The organism is Microbispora sp. H10949 (genome assembly GCF_014161435.1).
In the GTDB taxonomy this organism is placed as follows: domain Bacteria; phylum Actinomycetota; class Actinomycetes; order Streptosporangiales; family Streptosporangiaceae; genus Microbispora; species Microbispora triticiradicis.
This window is the reverse complement of the sequence record NZ_JABBWZ010000008.1, coordinates 60,000-78,467: the sequence shown is the minus strand read 5'-3', so window position 1 is coordinate 78,467 and position 18,468 is coordinate 60,000. Positions and strand designations below refer to the sequence as shown.

The window sequence follows — 18,468 nt, the reverse complement described above, 5'->3', positions numbered from 1 at the left end:
AACGGACGACGCCCGAGACGTCGCACCGCGGCCACGATGGCCTTAGCCCTCACCGCCCCTTTCATCACGCTCCTCGCGACGCCGGTGAGCGCCGAGGCCCCCACGGCGGCTAAGCCCGCTTTCAGCGCTGCAACGGCGCTGCTGCAGCCGTCCGCGTCTGCCGCCAAGGCCGCACCACCAGACGCCGGCTTCAAGGTACTCGTGGTGCGCAGCACCCAGGACGCGGTGTCGTCGGCCGGCCTGGCCGCGATCCGGGATGCGGCCAAAACCGGTGATTTCACGGTCGTGGCGCCCGAGCCCGCTGACGTGGGCGACCATTTCACGAAGAAGAAGCTGAAGCAGTACCGCGCGGTCGTGTTCTTGGACACGGGTCACGCGAGCCCGCTCACGGACGCGCAACGCACGAACTTCGAGAGCTACTTCCGCGACGGCGGCGGCTTCGTCGGCGTCGGCTCGGCGGTCGAGACCGACGAGTCCTGGTCGTTCCTGACTGACCTCCTGGGGACGCGTGCGTCCGGCAGGACCGACGTGCAATCGGGTGACGTGAAGGTCGCCGACCGCGTCCACGACGCGACCAAGGATCTGCCGCAGCTCTGGTCGCGGACCGACAACTGGTACAACTTCACGAAGAACGTCCGCGGTGTGTCACACGTCCTCGACACCGTCGTCGAGGACCCGTTCGGGCCGCAGCCGCAGGGCGCCAACCTCGACGGGATCGCCGGGGGCACGATGGGCGCCGATCACCCGGTCTCGTGGTGCAAGGACTTCCAGGGCGGCCGCTCGTTCTACACCGGCCTGGGCAACACGGCCGCGAGCTTCGACGCCGGCCTCACCAAGCACCTCAAGGGCGCGATCGGCTGGGCCGCGGGCCAGGCCGACCCGGTCTACAGCGATTGCGGCGCGACCGTGCTGGCCAACTACCAGCAGACGAAGATCGGCTCGCCGCCGAACCTGCAGGAGCCGATCGGCTTCGACCAGCTGCCGGACGGCCGCGTTCTGCAGACGGACCGCCTCGGCTCGCTGCGCATGCACGACTCGACCACGGGCGTCACCACGGTCGTCGCCAACTTCGCCGATCCGAGCCTGCCGATGACGCAGCAGATCTACTCCGCGGGCGAGGACGGGCTCTATGGCCCGGCGGTCGACGCCAACTTCGCGACCAACAAGTGGGTCTACCTCTACTACTCGGCGAAGGAGGTCACCGACGTCAAGCTGAGCGACGGATCGGTCGTCACCCAGATCACGCCGAACACCACCCCGCCGAACGTGGCGGCGTCCAAGACCGCGTGGGATCCGTACGTGGGCTATTTCCAGCTCAGCCGCTTCAAGTTCGTCGACGCCACCGACAGCGCGCCGGCGCACCTCGACATGGGCTCCGAGCAGCAGATCATGCGCGTGCCGGTCAACCGCCAGGAGTGCTGCCACGTCGGGGGCGACATCGACTTCGACAAGCACGGCAACCTCTGGATGGTCACCGGCGATGACACGCCCGCGGGCGGCATCAACGCCGGCGGCTACGGGCCGTACAACTCGCAGAAGACCGACGAGCAGCAGACCGTGCGCGTCACCAACGCGACGGGCGGCACGTTCACGCTGACCTTCGAGGGCCAGACGACGGAGCCGATCGCGTGGAACGCGGATCGCGATGCGATCGACGCGGCGCTCGAGGCGCTCTCGAACATCGAGGCGGATGAGATCCAGACCAGCGGCGGCCCGGTCAACACGTCGAACGTCAACGTGTTCTTCCGCCGCGGCAAGCAGCAGTCCGATCAGCCGCAGATCACCGCCGACGGCGCCGGCCTGACCGGCACCGCCACGCCGGCGATCGCCACCAACACGGCGCAGGCGGGCGGCTGGTACCAGCGGCTCACCGGTGACTCGCGCCGCACCGCGCTGAACACCAACGACCTGCGCGGCAAGGTGCTGCGGATCAAGGTCAAGGACGGCGACATCTCCGCCGCCGACGCCAACAAGGTCGACTTCGGCTCCGGCACGGGCGCCTACTCGATCCCGTCGGGCAACCTGTTCCCGCTGGTCGCGGGCGCACCGCAGGAAAAGACGCGGCCAGAGGTCTACGCGATGGGTTTCCGCAACCCGTTCCGGATCCAGGTCGACGAGAACGACGTGGCCTACATCGGCGACTACTCGCCCGACGCCCAGACACCGCAGCGCTCGCACGGCCCGGCGGGCACCGGCCGCTACGAGATCGTGCGCAAGCCGTCCAACTACGGCTGGCCGACGTGCTACAAGCGTGACCTCGCGCACTACGAGTGGAACTTCCACGAGTTCGCGCCCGGCACCACCACCGCGGGCACGCCGCTGAACAACCCGCCTAAGAAGTTCGACTGCGACGGGCCGACGCAGCGCAACGACTCGCTGTGGAACATTGAGGGCGGTCCGACGGTCGAGCCGGGCCTGAGGGACGTCCCGCCGGTCACCGACCCGGACATCTGGTACTCCTACCGCGACAACAACACGAGCGCGCCGCTCGGCACCCCGTGCGAGGCCCAGTACGCGCCGACCCCGGGCCCGATCGCGCCCGGCTCGACGACAGAATGCCCGCGGCTGTTCCCCGAGCTCTACACCGGCGGCGTCGGTCCGCACGGGGTCACGAAGTACCACTACGACCCGGAGAACCCGAACCCTCATAAGTTCCCGCCGTACTACGACGACTCGGTGATCATCAGCGAGTGGACGCAGGACACGCTGCGCGAGGTCAAGCTCGACAAGCAGAACAACCACGTCCAGAAGATCAACAACTTCCTGGATTGCGGCAGCCGTGCTAACGCCGGGGCAGGCAGGTTCCGGTTCGAGTGCGACAACCCGATGGACTTGCAGTTCGGTTCTGACGGCGCGTTCTACCTGCTGACCTACGGCAACGGGTTCAACGTCATCAGCCCCGACGCGGGCATGTACAAGTGGGAGTACGTCAAGGGCAAGCGCGCGCCGAAGGCCGTGCTAACCACGGACCGCACCGACGGCTCAACGCCGCTGACCGTGAACTTCTCCAGCGCCGGCTCGCTGGATGAGGATCCCGGCGACTCGATCCGCTACGAGTGGAACTTCGGCGACGGCTCGGCGATCGAGACCGACCCGAACCCGACACACACCTACACGCAGTCCGGCCGCTACACGGCCGTGCTGACCGTGCTCGACTCGTCCGGCAAGCAAACCTCGACCAGCACCGTGATCACCGTGGGCAACACGAGCCCGACGGTGGTCGTCAATACGCCGGTGGAGGGCGGGACGTTCGCGTTCGGCGACGACATCCCGTTCTCGGTCACGGTCACCGACCCCGAGGACGGGACGGTGAATTGCTCCGAGGTGCAGGTGACGTTCGTGCTCGGCCACGACGCGCACGGCCACGCCGAGGAGTCCGTCAACGGCTGCTCGGGCGTGCTCCACACGGAGGCCGACGACGTCTCACACGGCGGCAACGTCTCCGGCGTGATCCAGGCGCGCTACACCGACCACGGCGGTCCGGGCGGCGTCCCACCGCTGACCACGACCGGCCAGCACCAGATCCGCCAGAAGCACCAGGAGGTGGAGTTCGTCGTCAACCAGTCCGGCACCAACACGGCGAACAACACCGACGGCGGCGCCGGCGTGCACCGCGGCAGCCTGGGCTCGGGCGACTGGCTCCAGCTCAACGGCCCATTCAACCTGACCAACATCGATTCGATCAGTTTCCGCGTGGCGGACGCGGCGACCGGCCGCACGCCCGGGTCGCCGCTGGCGGCAATCGAGGTCCGTCAGGACTCGATCACCGGGCCGATCCTGACGACGGCCAACCTCGTGTCCACCGGCGGGACGGGAACCTGGACAAGCCAGACGTTCCCAGTCTCGATGTCCGGGACGCATGAGCTGTTCCTGGTGTTCCGCTCGGTCACGGGTGGCGCCACGGGCGGCAACATGTTCAACCTCAACTGGGCCGAGTTCGTGGGCACGGGCATCGGCACCTAGCGAACCCGCCCGTGCCGGCGAACCCGAGTTCGTCGGCACGGGCATCCGCACCTAGCGAACCCGCCCGTGTAGCGGCAAGAGAGAAGACACTCATGCGAAGAAGATTTCGCACATCGGCAGTGGCCGCCTTCCTGACGGCGGCCGCACTCATCCCCGCGGCACCGTCGTGGGCACAGGAGACGACACCGCCGACGATCAACGTGGCGACGCTGTCGCCCTCCGCGCCGACCGGCCAGAACAACTGGTACCGCGGCCCGGTGACGCTGAACGTGTCGGCGACCGACGACGTCGGCATCGCCAAGTTCCAGTACTCGCTCAATGGCGGCGCCGCCTACATCGACGTGCCCGTCGAGGGGGCGCCGGCGTCGGCCACTGCGTCGGCGGTGATCACGCAGGAGGGCAACACCAGCGTCCGGTACCGCGCGGTCGACACGGCCGGAAACGTCGCGGCGTTCCGCTCGATCTCGGTCCGGATCGACACGCGCGCGCCGGCTGCATCGTACCCGGCGATCACCGACGGTCACGTCGGTCACGTCGCCACACTTATCCCGACGCGCACGGACCCCGCCCCCGGCTCGGGCGGAGTGGCTGTGCTGAACATGTACCTCGACGGCAAGCTGGTCCCCCCGTTGCCGGTGCAGACCTCCGACCTGTCGCTCGGCGTGCACACGCTCGCGGTGCATCTCTCTGACGCTGCTTCCAACAGCGCGAAGTACACACAGACGTTCATCGTGACGACATCGTTCGCGGACGTCGGCACGCTGATCGCCCGGTTCGTGACCGCCGGCAGCGTCCCGGCGGAGGTCGGCACGGCGCTCCAAGCCAAGCTCGACCAGGCGAAGGCGCTCGCCGACGCCGGTTCGGCCAAGCGCGCGAGCCAGGTCCTGCACGAGTTCGTCTCGATCGCCGGCGACCAGATCGCGCCCGGCTCGGCCCGCAGCACACTCGTGGGCGATGCGCGTTACCTGATCGACCAGCTCAACGGCCGGCTCGCGCCGGAGCCCGCGACGGGCCTCGAGTCTGAGCCCGCGGAGGGCCCGAAGTTCATCCCGGACCCGGTGCTCGCCCCGCTCCCGCACAACCCGGACGCCGACTACAACGTCCTGGTCTTCTCCAAGACGACGGGCTTCCGGCACGACCACATCCCGCACACCGTGGCCGCGATCCAGAAGCTCGGCATCGCGCACAACTTCAACGTCGACGTCTACGACCCGCAACTCCCGACCGTCACGCTGCCCACGAGCCCGTTCCTGAGCCTCGACACGCTCAAGCAGTACGACACGATCGTCTTCGAGTCCAACGTCGGGCACCCGGGCCCGCTCAATCCGATCACCGAGCAGCCGAACTTCGAGGCCTACATGCACCAGGGCGGCGGCTATGTCGGCATCCACGGCGCCGCCGACTCGTTCGAGATCGGCACCTGGCCGTGGTACGGCGACCTTGTGGGCGGGTTCTTCACCAACCATCCGAACGGCCAGAACGGGTTCGGCCAGTGCGGCAGCTGCATCCACACCGAGGTGGTGACCGAGGACAACACGCACCCGGCGACCGCGCATCTCCCTGACCGGTGGATGACGGTCGACGAGCTCTACAACTTCGACCGCAACATGCGGGCCGACGTGCACACGCTGCTGAGCCTCAACGAGGACAGCTACCAGCGCAGCCTCAACAGCGGCAACGCGGCCACCAACCCGCTGCGGCTGATGAACGGCGACCACCCGATCGCGTGGTGCCAGAACTGGGGCGGTGGCAAGGCGTTCTCGAACATCCTCGGCCACTTCCGGACGCAGTACTACGACGACTCGTTCATGCGGATCATCCTCGGCGGGATCGAGACGACCGCCGACCGCACGGGCGCCAACTGCTCGTCCTACCGCGAGACCAGCCTGCTGATCGAGGCCGACCGAGCGGCCGGGCTGCTGACCGCGGCCGCCGCCGACGCCGCCGATGCCGCCCTGGACATCGCGCGGGACAGCTACCTGGCAACCAACTACACCACCGCCATCCCGGCGCTGAACTCGATCGTCGACCTGGCTAACGACAAGGCCTCCGGCGACGCTGCGGCGCGTTCCGAGCTCGCGCGGCAGGCGCGCGCGCTGCGGGAGTGGATGCAGAACCTCAACCGCTGACCCGTTCACGCGGCGGGGGCGGTAGATCGCCGCTCCCGCCGCGCTGACGCTGTGGACCGTCCATCTCGCTGACGGCGCCCCGCCGCGCAGGCGTCCAAGGCGGACGTCGGATCTGACAACCTCAGTCACAGGACTGACGAGACATACGCTGCTCCACGACCTGAGAGCCGAGAGATCGCTGTCTCTATGATCAAGCTTCTCGACCTGCCGGGTGTGTGGTCACTCAAAAAGGCCTCGTCGCCCTCGGCTCTCCCCAGCCTGGCTGCCCACGGCCAGGGAGACGATGCTCTCGTATAAATGGGATGCTGTGGTGGAGCAGCCGGTCGACCAGGCTGACGGCGGTGGTGTGCTCGGGCAGGAAGCGGGCCACCGCGCTGGAACACAGCATGCATGAGCAAGAGGTCACAGCACCGGCGACGTCAGCCCGGGGCAGCGGTCTGCCTGGACGGCCACCAGTTTCGCTCGCCCAGCATCACCGCGAGAGCGGGGACGAGCAGGGCCCGGACGAGGAAGGTGTCGGCGAGCAGGCCCAGGGTGACCACAAAGCCGATCTGAAACAGCGCCTCCATCGGAAGCACCATCAAAGTCGCGAAGGTGGCGGCGAGCACGAGGCCGGCGGAGGTGATCACACCGCCCGTCCGCTCAAGGGCCTCCGTCACCGCGCGGCGGGTCTCGTGCTGTCGACGCCGCTCACTGATCCCGCTGAGGAGAAACACGTTGTAGTCGACGCCCAGGGCGACGAGGAAGATGAACGCGTACATCGGCAGATTCGGGTCTGAGGCCGGCTGGCCGAGGATGTGGGTGAAGATGAGGGAACCGACACCGAGGGCGAAGCCGAAGGAGAGGACCACGGTCGCGATCACGTAGAGCGGCATCACCACCGCGCGCAGGAGCACGGCGAGGACGACGAAGATCAGGGCAAGGCCGACCGGGACTATCAGCCTGGTGTCACGTTCGAGTGCCTGGCGGGCATCGTAGTTCTCGGCCACGGTCCCGCCGATCAGGACGATGTGGCCGTCGGCCGCGCGCCCAGCGACCTCGCGCAGCACCGGGACGGCGTCGGTGGCCTGCTCCGAGAACGGATCCATCCGCAGGTCCGCGTCGAAGATGAGCAAGTCCGTCGCGGACCTTCGCCGGCCTTGAGCCTCCGCACCCAGGGAGTCGCCGTCCGCCCCGACCGACCTGGCCACCGCGTGCATATCGGCGACGGGTGTGTGCGCGCCTTCGGTGAGAGCGCTCTGGACCTTCCCACCCACCTCGTGGGCTACGACGATGCGAAGCGGCGCCGCCCGGCCGGGGATGAAGTGGTCGCGGATCACCTGCTGGCCGCGGACCGAGTCCGGCGCCTCACGGAAGGACTCGGAGAAGTCGAGCGCCGGACGCCCGCCGATGCCGGCCAGCGCGCCCGCGGCGAGGAGAGCGGTGACCGCCGCGGCGATCACTCCCGGGCGTGCGTGAACGAGACCCGCGACGCGCCCCCAAAACGTGACCGCAGGTGCGGACTCGGGCTCGAGGCGGGGAACAGCGGGCCAGAACGCCCGTCGTCCGAGGGTGGTGAGCACCGCGGGCAGAAGGGTCAGGCCGGCACAGACCATGATCGCGACACCGAGGGCGAGGATCGGGCCCATCTCGCGCATGGCGTTGAAGTCGGCAAGGGCGAGGACCAGCATCGCGCCGACGACGATTGCTCCAGCGGAGAAAATCGCCGGGGCGGTGCGCTGGGCGGCGGCGACCATCGCCTCCTCGACGTCCCGCGCCCGGCGCAGCTCGTCGCGAAACCGCGCCACGATCAGCAGACAGTAGTCGGTGCCCGCACCGAACATCAGCACGATCAGGATCGCGGTCGTCTGGCCGCTGACCTCGGTGAGGCCAACGGCGACGAGGCCGTAGGCGAGGCCGGCGGTGACGAGATAGGCGAGGACGACGACGGCCAGCGGCACCAGCGCAACCAGCGGCGAGCGGTAGGTCAGGAGCAGCAGGAGCAGCAGCACGGCGATCGTGACTGCCAAGAGGGTCCCGTTGATCCCTTCAAGCGCAGCTTTTCGATCGGCCTCGAAGCCGGCACGGCCGGTCACGAAGGCCCTCAATCCGCTCTCGTCGCCGGCGGCCGACGGGACTGTCTCGCGGATTGCCGCGACCGCCTGCTCAATGTCGGGCGTCGAGTCGTCGGTCATCAGGACCGTGCTCAAGATGACGGTGTCATCGGGTGAGGTGAGCAGCGAAGCGCCCGGGCTCATGTCGAGCGGATCGGTTTTGCCGCACGCGCGTTGGTACGGGGTGGCGATCATCGTCAGGTTCGGGATCGCGCCGGACCGGCACAGCGCGAGGGCGTCGGCGTCGGCGCGCCGTCCGTCGTCCGCGGTGATCCCACTCTCGCGGAAGTAGGCGATCACCGCCGCTGTCTCGCTGCCGCGCCGGAACCGCTCGTCGATGATCTGCTTGACCGTCGCCGACTCCGATCCCCGGACGAGGAAGGTCTCGCTCTCGTCGGCGGCCCGCTCGCCGAGCCTGGCTTGTAGCGGTACCGCGAGCATCGCGAGCGCAAGCCACACCGCGATCACGACCCACCGTGACCGCCGACCGGCGGAGATTACGGAAGCCCTGGTGGGAGGTCGCATCGGGTCGCCGACCTCAGAGCCCACCGCCGACCCCCTCTATATAGCTGACGACGCCATCCGCGACGTAGACGTAGATCCTCGTCGGGTCGATCTCTATCGGCACGGGCCGGCTCTTGTCGTCCTCGCGCGAAACGATGATTTCGCAGTTGTGACGGGCCGCCTTCTCGCGCGCCTCAGCGAGCTCCAACCCGAGCAGCTCCGCCGTATCGAAGGCGTTCTCCGCGGGCCTGTACTGGCTGACGCCACCATTCTGTCCCGTCTCCACCATCGGGCATTGAAGGGCGGTCAGGTCGCGCCCCCGCGTCTTCGCCTCCCCGGACTCGTCGTTACATCCGGTCAGAGCCATTGCTCCGACGGCGATCGCAACCGTGGCCGCAGCGACGCCGAGAAGCCGCCGGTGAACCCTCTGCCCGCTCATAGCGGGGACGCTAGCGGACGAAACTACCTCGATCAAGACAACTAACATCTTTGGTAAACAAAAGGGCGGAATTGCTAGTACTAGCTTTGGTGATTCGCTGACGAAAGTCCTTGACATCTAGACAAAAGGCGCAGACGCTACGTCTTGACCTTCAGGCGGTCGAACCACATCGCTCCGGCCGCGGGGCTGGTCGCCGCCGCATTGGGAGAGGAAGTGAGTGGTATGCGGAACGCCGCGCCGCCCGCGCGGAGTGTGAGGCGTTCTTTAGTCGCACTGACCGCGGTCGCTCTGGGGGCTCAGATGCTCGCCCCTGTGACCGCCGCCCAAGCGGAGAGCACCCCCCTGACGGCTGCTGCCCCGGCGACGAGCACCGGGCAAGCGAGTAGAGCCCTCCTTGCGGCCTCTGCCCGGGCGGAGGGCAGCAAGAGGGTCCTCATCTACACCGGCACGACCGGGTATCGGCACGCCGAGGCGATCGACAACGGTCGCCCAGTGGTCCAGGCCGCTCTCCAGGCCGCGGGCTACGAGGTCGACTGGGAGGACTGCGACAACAACGGTGGCGGCACGAACAACTGCAACCACCCGGACAAGAACCCTCGGATCTTCACCGACGATAACCTGGCCCGATACAACGCGGTCCTGTTCCTGAACGCATCGTGGTCGTGGGCCGGCGGCGGTCGCCCCGGACCGCTCTTCGACCAGGCACAGCGCGACGCGTTGATCCGCTTCACCCAGAACCGCGGCGGGATCGCGGCTGTGCACAACATGACCGACGCCGGCGCCGGCGTGTCCGTGTGGGACTGGTGGGACGGCGGGCCGGACAGCGTCATCGGCACGACGATGACCGCCCACTCGAACGGGTCGGCGACCGGCAACGCCGCAACCGTCCAGGTCGCCGACCACAACCACCTCTCCACCAAAGACCTGCCCGACACCTACCAGCTCGCCGACGAGCACTACAACTTTGTCCGCAGCGTCCGGGGGACCCACCACGTGCTCGAGACCTTCGACGAGCGCACCTACAACACCGGCAGCCAGAAAATGGGCCAGGACCACCCCACGACGTGGTGCAAGCTCTACGACGGCGAGAGGGTCAAGGACGGCACCGCCACCCCGCGGCCCTACGACGACGGCCGGACCTGGGTGACCTCGCAGGGTCATTTCGGCGTGCGTTACAGCGAGAACGGCGGCGACAACCCGCTGGTCAAGCAGATCGTGGGAGGGGTGCGCTGGGTCGCCGGCGAGGGAAACAAGACCGACTGCTCGGGCACCGTGTGGTCGAACTTCACCCGCACGACCCTGGTCGACAATGCGAACGGCCCGATGGCTCTCGACGTGGCGCCGGACGGCAAGCTCTACTGGACCGAGATCGGCCCCACAACGGGCTACCAGTCGCAGGGCTACGTGAAGATGCACGATCCGAACGGCCCGCCGAACAACTCGACCACGGTCGCGACTATCCCGACCCGCGCCGACCACGGCAACTCCGAGGACGGCGTACTAGGGATGAGCCTGGAGCCGGGCTTCGACCTGTCGAACCCGAACAAGCGCGACATCTACGTCTACTATTCCCCGCGCAACCCCGACTGGCCGACCACGGGCAACCAGATAACGGTCGGCTACAACCTGATCAGCCGCTTCACGCTGAACGAGACCGGCACCGCGTTCGAGCCCGCGAAAGCAGGCGGTGACCCGGCACATCCATACGATGAGCGGGAGATCCTGCGCGTGCCCAAGGCGAAGATCTCGGGTAACCCCTCAGGCTTCCCCGGTGGCCCCACCGACAACGGCCCCGGCCATGTCGGCGGCGCGAGCCTGGTGTTCGACTCCGAAGGCAACCTCTACCTCGGAGTCGGCGACGACGTGTCCCCGAACGCGTCCGGCCACAACCGCTACGTGCCGATGGACCATCGCGCCTCCGAGCGCTGGGATTCACGCAAGACGGCGGCCAATACCGCCGACCTGCGCGGAAAGGTCCTGCGCATCAAGCCGATCAAGGACATCCCGGCAGGGCAGGCCGCCGACCCCGGCCTGGACAAGACCTACACGGTTCCGAAGGGCAACATGTTCCCGCCGGGGACCCCGAAGACCCGGCCGGAGATCTATGCCATGGGCTTCCGGCAGCCGTTCACGGTGCACACCGACCCCGCCCACCCGGGTACGGTCGTCGTCGGCGAGTACTGCCACGACAACTCGGTGGACCAGGCCGACCGCAGCCCGGCCGGCACCTGCGAGTGGGATCTGGTCGACGAGCCCGGCTTCCAGGGCTGGCCGTTCTGCGTCGGCGACAACTCGAAGACCAACACGACGTGGCGCTGGGACTACGCGACCAACTCCTCGACCGGTCAGCAGTACGACTGCTCGCTCGACAAGATCCCGGCCGACCTCAACTGGGCCCCGCCGGGCGGTACAAGTTCGCAGCCCACATTCCAAGGCCTCGATGAAATCCCAGGCCCCGCGAAGAAAGCGACGATCTGGCGCAAGTACCCCGGCAACCCCGGCGGTGAGAATCCGATGGACTTCGGCGACCTGGGCGCCGGGGGCATGCAGCCGGTCACCGGTCCGGTCTATCGATACAAGGACAGCTTCGGCCCCGGCGCCTTCCCGGCCTACTACGACGGCTCGTGGCTGATCACCAACCGTGGCGCCGACAACGGGTTCTGGAAGGAGGCGCGCCTGCGGCAGGACAACAACCAGTTGCTCCGGGTCAACGACTGGCTGCCGGTCAACCACTTCGGCACGCCGAACAGCAGCTTCGTGATCCCGACCAAGTTCGGGCCCGACGGCGCCCTCTACATGGGGCGCTGGACCTTCGGCTGCTGCCGCGCTCAGCTCAACTCCACAGCGAAGATGGAGTTGGTCAAGATCGAGTTCAAGCCCTCCAGCAAGTGCACGGAGGACACCCAGGCGCCGACGGTCTCGCACCAGATCGAGGGCCGGGCCCACCCCAGCCAGCAGAACGCCTACATCGACTCGGCCACGCTCAAACTCAACGCCACCGATGTCGGCTGTGCCGGCGTGGAAAAGGTCGAGTACCGCGTCAACGGCGGAGCGTGGACCGCCTACGACGCGCCGGTACTGCTCAAGAACCCGGGGAAGTACACGGTCGACTACCGGGCCACCGACTACTCCGGGAACACCTCCGCGACGCAGAGCGCCGTCTTCACGGTGCTCGACGGCGGCCGGACGCTCCCCACGGCGTGCGACATCTACGCCACGGGCACGGGGTGGAATCCCGACAACTGTGAGATCGCCCGCGGTGGCATCGTCACCTGGCACTTCAACGCGCCCGACGCGGGGATGCCGCATGATGTCTGGCTCGTGCCGCCCGGCGGCAATCCGGACCCGAACGGCGGCGACATCTTCGAGGTCACCAAGGGCGCCGTCTCGCCGGGAGGTCCGCCGGTCTCGTACACCTTCGATCGGGAGGGGACCTGGACCGTCATCTGCAGGCTCCACTCCGGCTACGACGGCAAGAAGTGGGCAGGCATGGTCGCGACAGTCACGGTCGGAGGAGGGGCCAAGGGCGTCTACACCATCTCCCCCAAGAGCAGCGGCAAGTACGTCACGCCGCAGAACGCCTCGACCGCCGACGATGCAAAGATCGTTCAGATGGGCGCGACGCAGGGCAGCGAGCAGCAGTGGGAGGCCGTTCCCTTCACCGCGGGCGCCTACCAGCTCAAGAACGTCAAGAGCGGCAAGTGCCTTGACGTGCCGAGCGGCTCGACCGCGACGGGCACCCAGCTCGTCCAGTACTCCTGCCATCCCGACGGACATAAGGACCAGATCAACCAGCGGTTCTACCTCATCCCGTCCGGAGACGCCTACCAGGTCAATCCGGCGGTGAGTGGCCTGTGCCTCGACATCAACGGCAACTCCAAGGCCGACGGCGCCGCAGTGATCCAGTGGACCTGCAACAACGCCGACAACCAGCGGTTCAGCTTCAGCCCGGTCGCCGCGGCCGACAAGACGCCGCCGGTGACGACCGCGACGACCGACCCGGCGCAGCCGGAGGGCGGCTCGTTCACCGGTCCGGTCACGGTCACGCTGACCGCCGTCGATGAGGACAAGGGCAGCGGGGTCGACCGGACAGAGTACAAGCTGGACGGCGGTGACTGGAAGCTGTACACCGGGCCGGTCGTCGTCTCCGGCGACGGCTCGCACACGCTGGCCTACCGCTCGACGGACAAGGCGGGCAACGTCGAGGACGTCAAGACCCTCACGGTGGCCATTTCCTCTCCGCGGGTTCCGCTGACCGTGACCGCTTCGTCCCGCTGCGTGGGTACGTCGGCGTACGTGGCGGTGACGGCCGTCAACGACGGCGATGTGCCGGCGGACGTGATGTTGACGACCCCGTACGGTTCCAAGACCGTGGCCGACGTGGCCCCGGGCAAGCAGGCCTATCAGTCCTTCAACGCGCGGGCCGGGCAGATCGGCGCGGCCAAGGTGACTGTCAAGGGGACCACGACGATCGGTGGCAAGCAGGTCACCTCGACCTACGACGCCGACTACAACGCGATCAGCTGCGGCTAGAGCTGTAGCTGGACCAGGCCGGCGGTGGCCACGGTGTACACACCCAGCGGTGTACGCGCCGGGGCCACCGCTCTACTGAACGAACCGTACTGAAATGGGGCCGGCCGGTCGACCGTCTGGACGATCGGCCGGCCGGCTCCGCCCCCATGCCCCCCATAAAATGGAGCGATCACGTGAAGACCACGAGAACTGCCCAGATACTGGCCGCGTCGGTGCTCGGTCTTGCGCTTGCGGGTGTGGCCGGTCCCGCGATGGCGGACGACGCCCCCGGTGACGGCATCGACGTCTCGGTGAACATCGAGCCCACCACCACTCCCGGTCAGCTGTCGATGACCGTGGCGGACAACGACGGGGTCTCCCTGCAGGAGAACGGCTCCGACGCCGCCGCCCGCCAGTTCACCGGCACCCTGCCGACGGTCACGGTGACCGACACCCGCACCCCCGAGGAGATTCCCGCCGGGGAGTACTGGGCGGTCGTGGGCCAGGCGAGTGCATTCACCGCGGCCGGTGACCCGGCCAAGGTCATCGGCCCGGAGTACCTGGGCTGGAAGCCGCGCCTGCTGACCGGCTCCTCCACCGGCGCGGTGTCGGCCGGTGAGCCGGTCTCCAGCGTCGTCTCCGACGGCACCGGCGCGCCCGCCGTGGGTCTGGCGGGCCAGGAGCTGCTCGTCTCGACCGCCAACTCCACCGACGAGATCGGCACCTCGAAGGTCAACGCCGACCTGGCCCTGCGGACCGGGGTCGACGTCGCCGCCGGGGAGTACCACTCGACCCTGACGCTCTCGCTGTTCAACCAGTCCTAAGCCGGACGCGGGACGCCAGAAAGGAAACGACCAGAAAGGAAACGGGTCACCCTTCGCCGAAAGGGTGGCCCACCTCACCCCGTTTCCGTGGACGGGTCTGCGGGCCGAAATTCTGGCTTTCAGGGGCCGAGGAAGACGAACCGAGCGCTCAAGCGAGGTGGCGGCAGAACGAGCCGCTCAGGACGCGATGTGGGGCCTACAGGAACGCCCCGACGGCTCCGGGGTCGCTACGTGTTCGAGGCCGACCTCGCCAGACAGGCCGTTGCCGACGCCGCTGCTGGGCGGATGACAGTTCGCCGAACTGTGCGGTGGCCTGGTTGGCCGTTGCCTGCGCGGACCGGGCGGGCTCCGCGAGCGCATGCCGGGCACTGGCGTTGCCCGCTGACGCGGTGAGCTTGGCATGAAGCGAGGCGGCCTCCTGAGCGATGACGCGAGACGCCTGAAGACCGACAGTCCGGAAGAAACCTTGAACGCGGGCGTCTTGCAGGAAGTCCTGAAGGTTGCCCTGGCTTCTCTGCATGGTCGTCTGAATGGCGCGGCTCATGTTTTGCAGCGCGTCACCTATGGCCCGGACCGTCCGCCATTGAGCGCTGTCCTGGAATGGACGGTTGTGACGCGCGACATCCTGCAGGGCAGGGGCCGACAGGCATTGACACCATCCTCTCGCCCGCTGGGTCGGCTCCCCCCAGAACACGCCCAATACAACAGCCAGCGCCGATTGTTACAACAGTCAGATATTCAGGTCGATGCCGAGCAACTTGACCGACGCCAGGTGCCGGCTGAGGTGAGCCCTTGCAACTCCCTGCCCTCCAGGGCCCGCCGGCGCACTCCACCAAATCAGCGATCCTCGCCGCCCTTGCCCCCTCTGGGGCGAGGGCCGACGAGCCGGGTCACAGGAAGCGATGGTGGTAGCCGCGCCTCCTAGGCAGGAGGGGACCTGCCGCGAAGCGTCCAGATCCGCTTTGGTCACCTCCACGAGGTCGGCCGTTGCCGCCGGTTCGCCACCTGTTCCGGCGCCGGCTCGCGCGGTCGGCCAGCGGTTCGGGGAAGAGTGCGTCCTGGCAGGGGCCGCACCCGGCCCGGCATGCGCCGGCCATCTTGGCGGCGAGGAGCACCCCAGGTCAGAACGGGTTTGGAGGAACGACCATTCCGACCCGATGACTTACCGATGGACAGGAGTCGCATTCAATCGCATTTCGGCGGAGACGATATCGAACTGAAATAAACAGATTCTATGAGCCTGTTTGGCACTCAATTACGTGGTTATGAAGAACGGCGCCTCCACCCCCCTACCTAACAAGGTGGTGACGTTCATGCGTCTTGTGAGACGCGGACTCCGAATCCTCGGCTGCGCCGGGGCGGCCGTCATCGTGCTTGCCGGCCCCTCCCCAGCCTCGGCCACCGGCACCGTCAACGCGGCCGTGACGGCCGCGAACACGCAGATCGGTGCGAAGATCCGGCCTTACGAGAAGCTGTACGAGCGGACGACCACGCGGACCCGGGCGCTCCCCGCACAGCCTAAGCAGGCTCTGCTCCAGGCCACCTCGGCCCTGTCCGCCGAGCTGGGACTCGCGCAGAACCCCACCCAGATCCTCGACGCGGACCTGTCGCCGGAGGTTGCGGGACGGCTGGCCAACGTGCTGACCGATCTGCTGGCCTGCCACCGGCTGACCAAGCCCGCCTTCGCGGCGATCCCGCCGGGCCTGCTGCCCGCGGTGCTCACGACCGACGGCTCCCTCAATCCGGCGGCCTACACCGGGATCCGGCTCTGCGGCGAGTCGGCCTGGCAGTCGACCAACGAGCTGGAGCTGGCCGCGGCGGAGGAGTCGAACACCGCCGCTCCCGGCTGTCAGGCGCTCGGCCAGGTGGACCTCGACATCTGGCCCGTGCTGCGGGTCGACGGCGCCTGCCACGACAACCGCTACGACAACGACTACCTGCTCACGCTCGACGTCGGCGGCAACGACACCTACGCCAACAACGCCGGCGGCAACCTCGTCGACGTGAACTTCTCGCCGGCCGGCTCCGCCGTACCCGGATTGCGCGGCACCGGGCCTGCCAAGGGCTGCCAGCGCGCCATTCCCGGTCTCACGGCCCTCGACTGTGTTCCCACCGCGGCGGTCGTCCTCGACCTGCAGGGCAACGACGTCTACGGCGTCAAGCAGAGCCCCGACCACGACACCGGGTGCACCAACGACCCTGTGGTCCGCCGGATGATGACGGGCGGGGCCGGCTTCCTCGGCGTGGGCATCCTGCGCGACGTGGAGGGCGACGACACCTACACCGGAAAGACCGGTGCGCTGGGCGCCGGCCACATCTTCGGTGTCGGCATCCTGTCCGACGGCGCGGGCGACGACGCCTATAGTGCCGTACGCAACAGTGAGGGCTTCGCCCTGGTCGGAGGCGTAGGCGTGCTTCGCGACGAGGCGGGCGACGACAGTTACGGCTTCTACATGCCCGCCCCGATCGACCCGAACGCCCCCAACCAGACCGAGGGCGCGGGCGGCGTGCGCGACGACGAGGGCGAGGGCCTGTGCGACCGCGTTCCCCGCTTCACCCAGGGCGCGGGCAACGTGGCCGGTGCGACCGGCATCTTCCTCGACGACACCGGAGGCGACAGCTACCACGGCGCGTTCGTCCTGGAGTTCGTCGGCCCGTTCCAGGTGCCGAGCACCCGCGCGGGAAGCCTCGGCTTCGGCAACAACCAGGGCCTCGGGGTCTTCCTCGACCGCGGCACCGTCAGCGACCAGTACACGGTCGACGACGAGCCCACCGTGGCCGGGGTGCCGAAGCGCGGCGACAACGTAACCGTCCAGCCCAACAACGAGAGCACGGGTTCGGGCTTCGGCCAGGGCCTCTTCGTCGACCAGTGATCGCGGGCGGCGAGTGATCAGTGCGCGGGTGCCCGGACCGGGCACCCGCGCACGCTTTTCCCCGGCACAGTAGACGCGCTGGACAGGGCCCTCTGAGGAATTGCCGAAGAGCGCCTGGCCCTCCGGCTTCCGCTCTATCCGGAGACGGCGCTGCCATTCGACGCCGACTCCGGCAGGGCTGGGACCCACTGCGCGACGTCGTCCATGCGTATGCCCGCAAGTTCGCCGTCGCCGGGAACGACCTGATCTACATCCATCACCCCGACCTGACCCACGGCTTCATCCAGTTCACCGGCCACTCCAAGCGCCGCTGCAGGCCGCCCACCGAGGTCAGTGGCGTCGTACGCCTGCACCTCGATCATTCCGCGCCCTCGGGGTCAGGGTGCAGTGGACGCGCGGCGACCTTTACAACGTAGATTCGTGGCGTCGGATCCCGCCAAAACGGACAGCTTCCTGGAATCAAGAAAAAGTCCATTTGAACACGGCGGCCACGCGCACCTTCGTCGACCGTGGATCCTCTGGTCAGCTCCGGTATCGACGGGCACTGGTCGGCACGTTCGGCTTCACGGTCAAACGACCGTCAGACATCAAAAGAGCCTGATCACTATGATCAGCCCTCTGACCTGCTACAACAGTGTCGGGCCGGCGGGTTTTGAACCCGCGACCCCTTGACCTAATCTCCCGGTCCTTCACTGCATGCAAGTCGGTTGCGCGCATGCTGGCAATGCTGCGCCCAGCGTCCCAGACCGATTGCTTGATAAAGCTTTTGCGCTGCAGCATAGGATTCGCACGCGTTGGCGCATCGCTCCTGAGTTTCTGCCAACCGAGCCAATGCGAGAAAGACGTTGGCCTGGCCGATCCGGTTCCCGATCTCCTCATGCAGAGCGCGGGCCTGAGCGTAGGCGCTGGCGGCCTGCTCATACTCGCCCCGCATCCGCGCGACCTCCCCCAAGCCCCTCAACGCGTTGGCCTGGCCGAGCCGGCTCCCGACCTCCTCATACACAGCGCGGGCCTGAGCGTAGGCGCTGGCGGCCTGCTCATACTCGCCCCGCATCCGCGCGACCTCCCCCAAGCCCCTCAACGCGTTGGCCTGGCCGAGCCGGCTCCCGACCTCCTCATACACAGCGCGGG

General features: G+C 67.9%; 9 protein-coding genes. 5 read left to right on the top strand and 4 right to left on the bottom strand.

The window, feature by feature from the left end:
• The first annotated feature begins 36 nt into the window (after nucleotides 1-36).
• The gene (locus HHX40_RS21750) at nucleotides 37-3,963 is read left to right on the top strand and encodes a ThuA domain-containing protein (protein ID WP_182882092.1); all 3,927 of its coding nucleotides are present in this window, start codon (nucleotides 37-39) and stop codon (nucleotides 3,961-3,963) included.
• 92 nt (nucleotides 3,964-4,055) lie between these two features.
• A complete protein-coding gene (locus HHX40_RS21745) occupies nucleotides 4,056-6,092 on the top strand; it encodes a ThuA domain-containing protein (RefSeq protein WP_182882091.1) in 2,037 nt (678 codons plus the stop codon).
• A gap of 419 nt (nucleotides 6,093-6,511) precedes the next feature.
• Here HHX40_RS21745 and HHX40_RS21740 read toward each other — a convergent pair whose 3' ends face one another.
• The gene (locus tag HHX40_RS21740) at nucleotides 6,512-8,653 is read right to left on the bottom strand and encodes an MMPL family transporter (RefSeq protein WP_182882090.1); all 2,142 of its coding nucleotides are present in this window, start codon (nucleotides 8,651-8,653) and stop codon (nucleotides 6,512-6,514) included.
• A 70-nt stretch (nucleotides 8,654-8,723) separates the two neighbouring features.
• Entirely contained in the window at nucleotides 8,724-9,128 is a 405-nt protein-coding gene (locus HHX40_RS21735; RefSeq protein WP_182882089.1) for a hypothetical protein, read from the bottom strand.
• A gap of 312 nt (nucleotides 9,129-9,440) precedes the next feature.
• Between HHX40_RS21735 and HHX40_RS21730 the strand changes: the two genes are divergently transcribed.
• The 3 genes from HHX40_RS21730 (at nucleotide 9,441) to HHX40_RS21720 (ending at nucleotide 17,337) form a co-directional block, all read left to right on the top strand.
• Nucleotides 9,441-13,661: an OmpL47-type beta-barrel domain-containing protein gene (locus HHX40_RS21730; protein WP_182882088.1), complete on the top strand. Its 4,221-nt coding sequence runs from the start codon at nucleotides 9,441-9,443 to the stop codon at nucleotides 13,659-13,661.
• A gap of 173 nt (nucleotides 13,662-13,834) precedes the next feature.
• Entirely contained in the window at nucleotides 13,835-14,464 is a 630-nt protein-coding gene (locus HHX40_RS21725) for a hypothetical protein (protein WP_208868801.1), read from the top strand.
• A gap of 1,313 nt (nucleotides 14,465-15,777) precedes the next feature.
• Nucleotides 15,778-17,337, top strand: coding sequence for a hypothetical protein (locus tag HHX40_RS21720; protein WP_182882087.1), 1,560 nt, complete (start codon nucleotides 15,778-15,780; stop codon nucleotides 17,335-17,337).
• A gap of 134 nt (nucleotides 17,338-17,471) precedes the next feature.
• On the opposite strand, the gene HHX40_RS21715 is transcribed toward HHX40_RS21720, so the two are convergent.
• The gene (locus HHX40_RS21715; RefSeq protein WP_182882086.1) at nucleotides 17,472-17,699 is read right to left on the bottom strand and encodes a hypothetical protein; all 228 of its coding nucleotides are present in this window, start codon (nucleotides 17,697-17,699) and stop codon (nucleotides 17,472-17,474) included.
• 311 nt (nucleotides 17,700-18,010) lie between these two features.
• The coding region (locus tag HHX40_RS21710; protein WP_220499429.1) for a tetratricopeptide repeat protein at nucleotides 18,011-18,468 on the bottom strand (458 nt) is incomplete at its 5' end.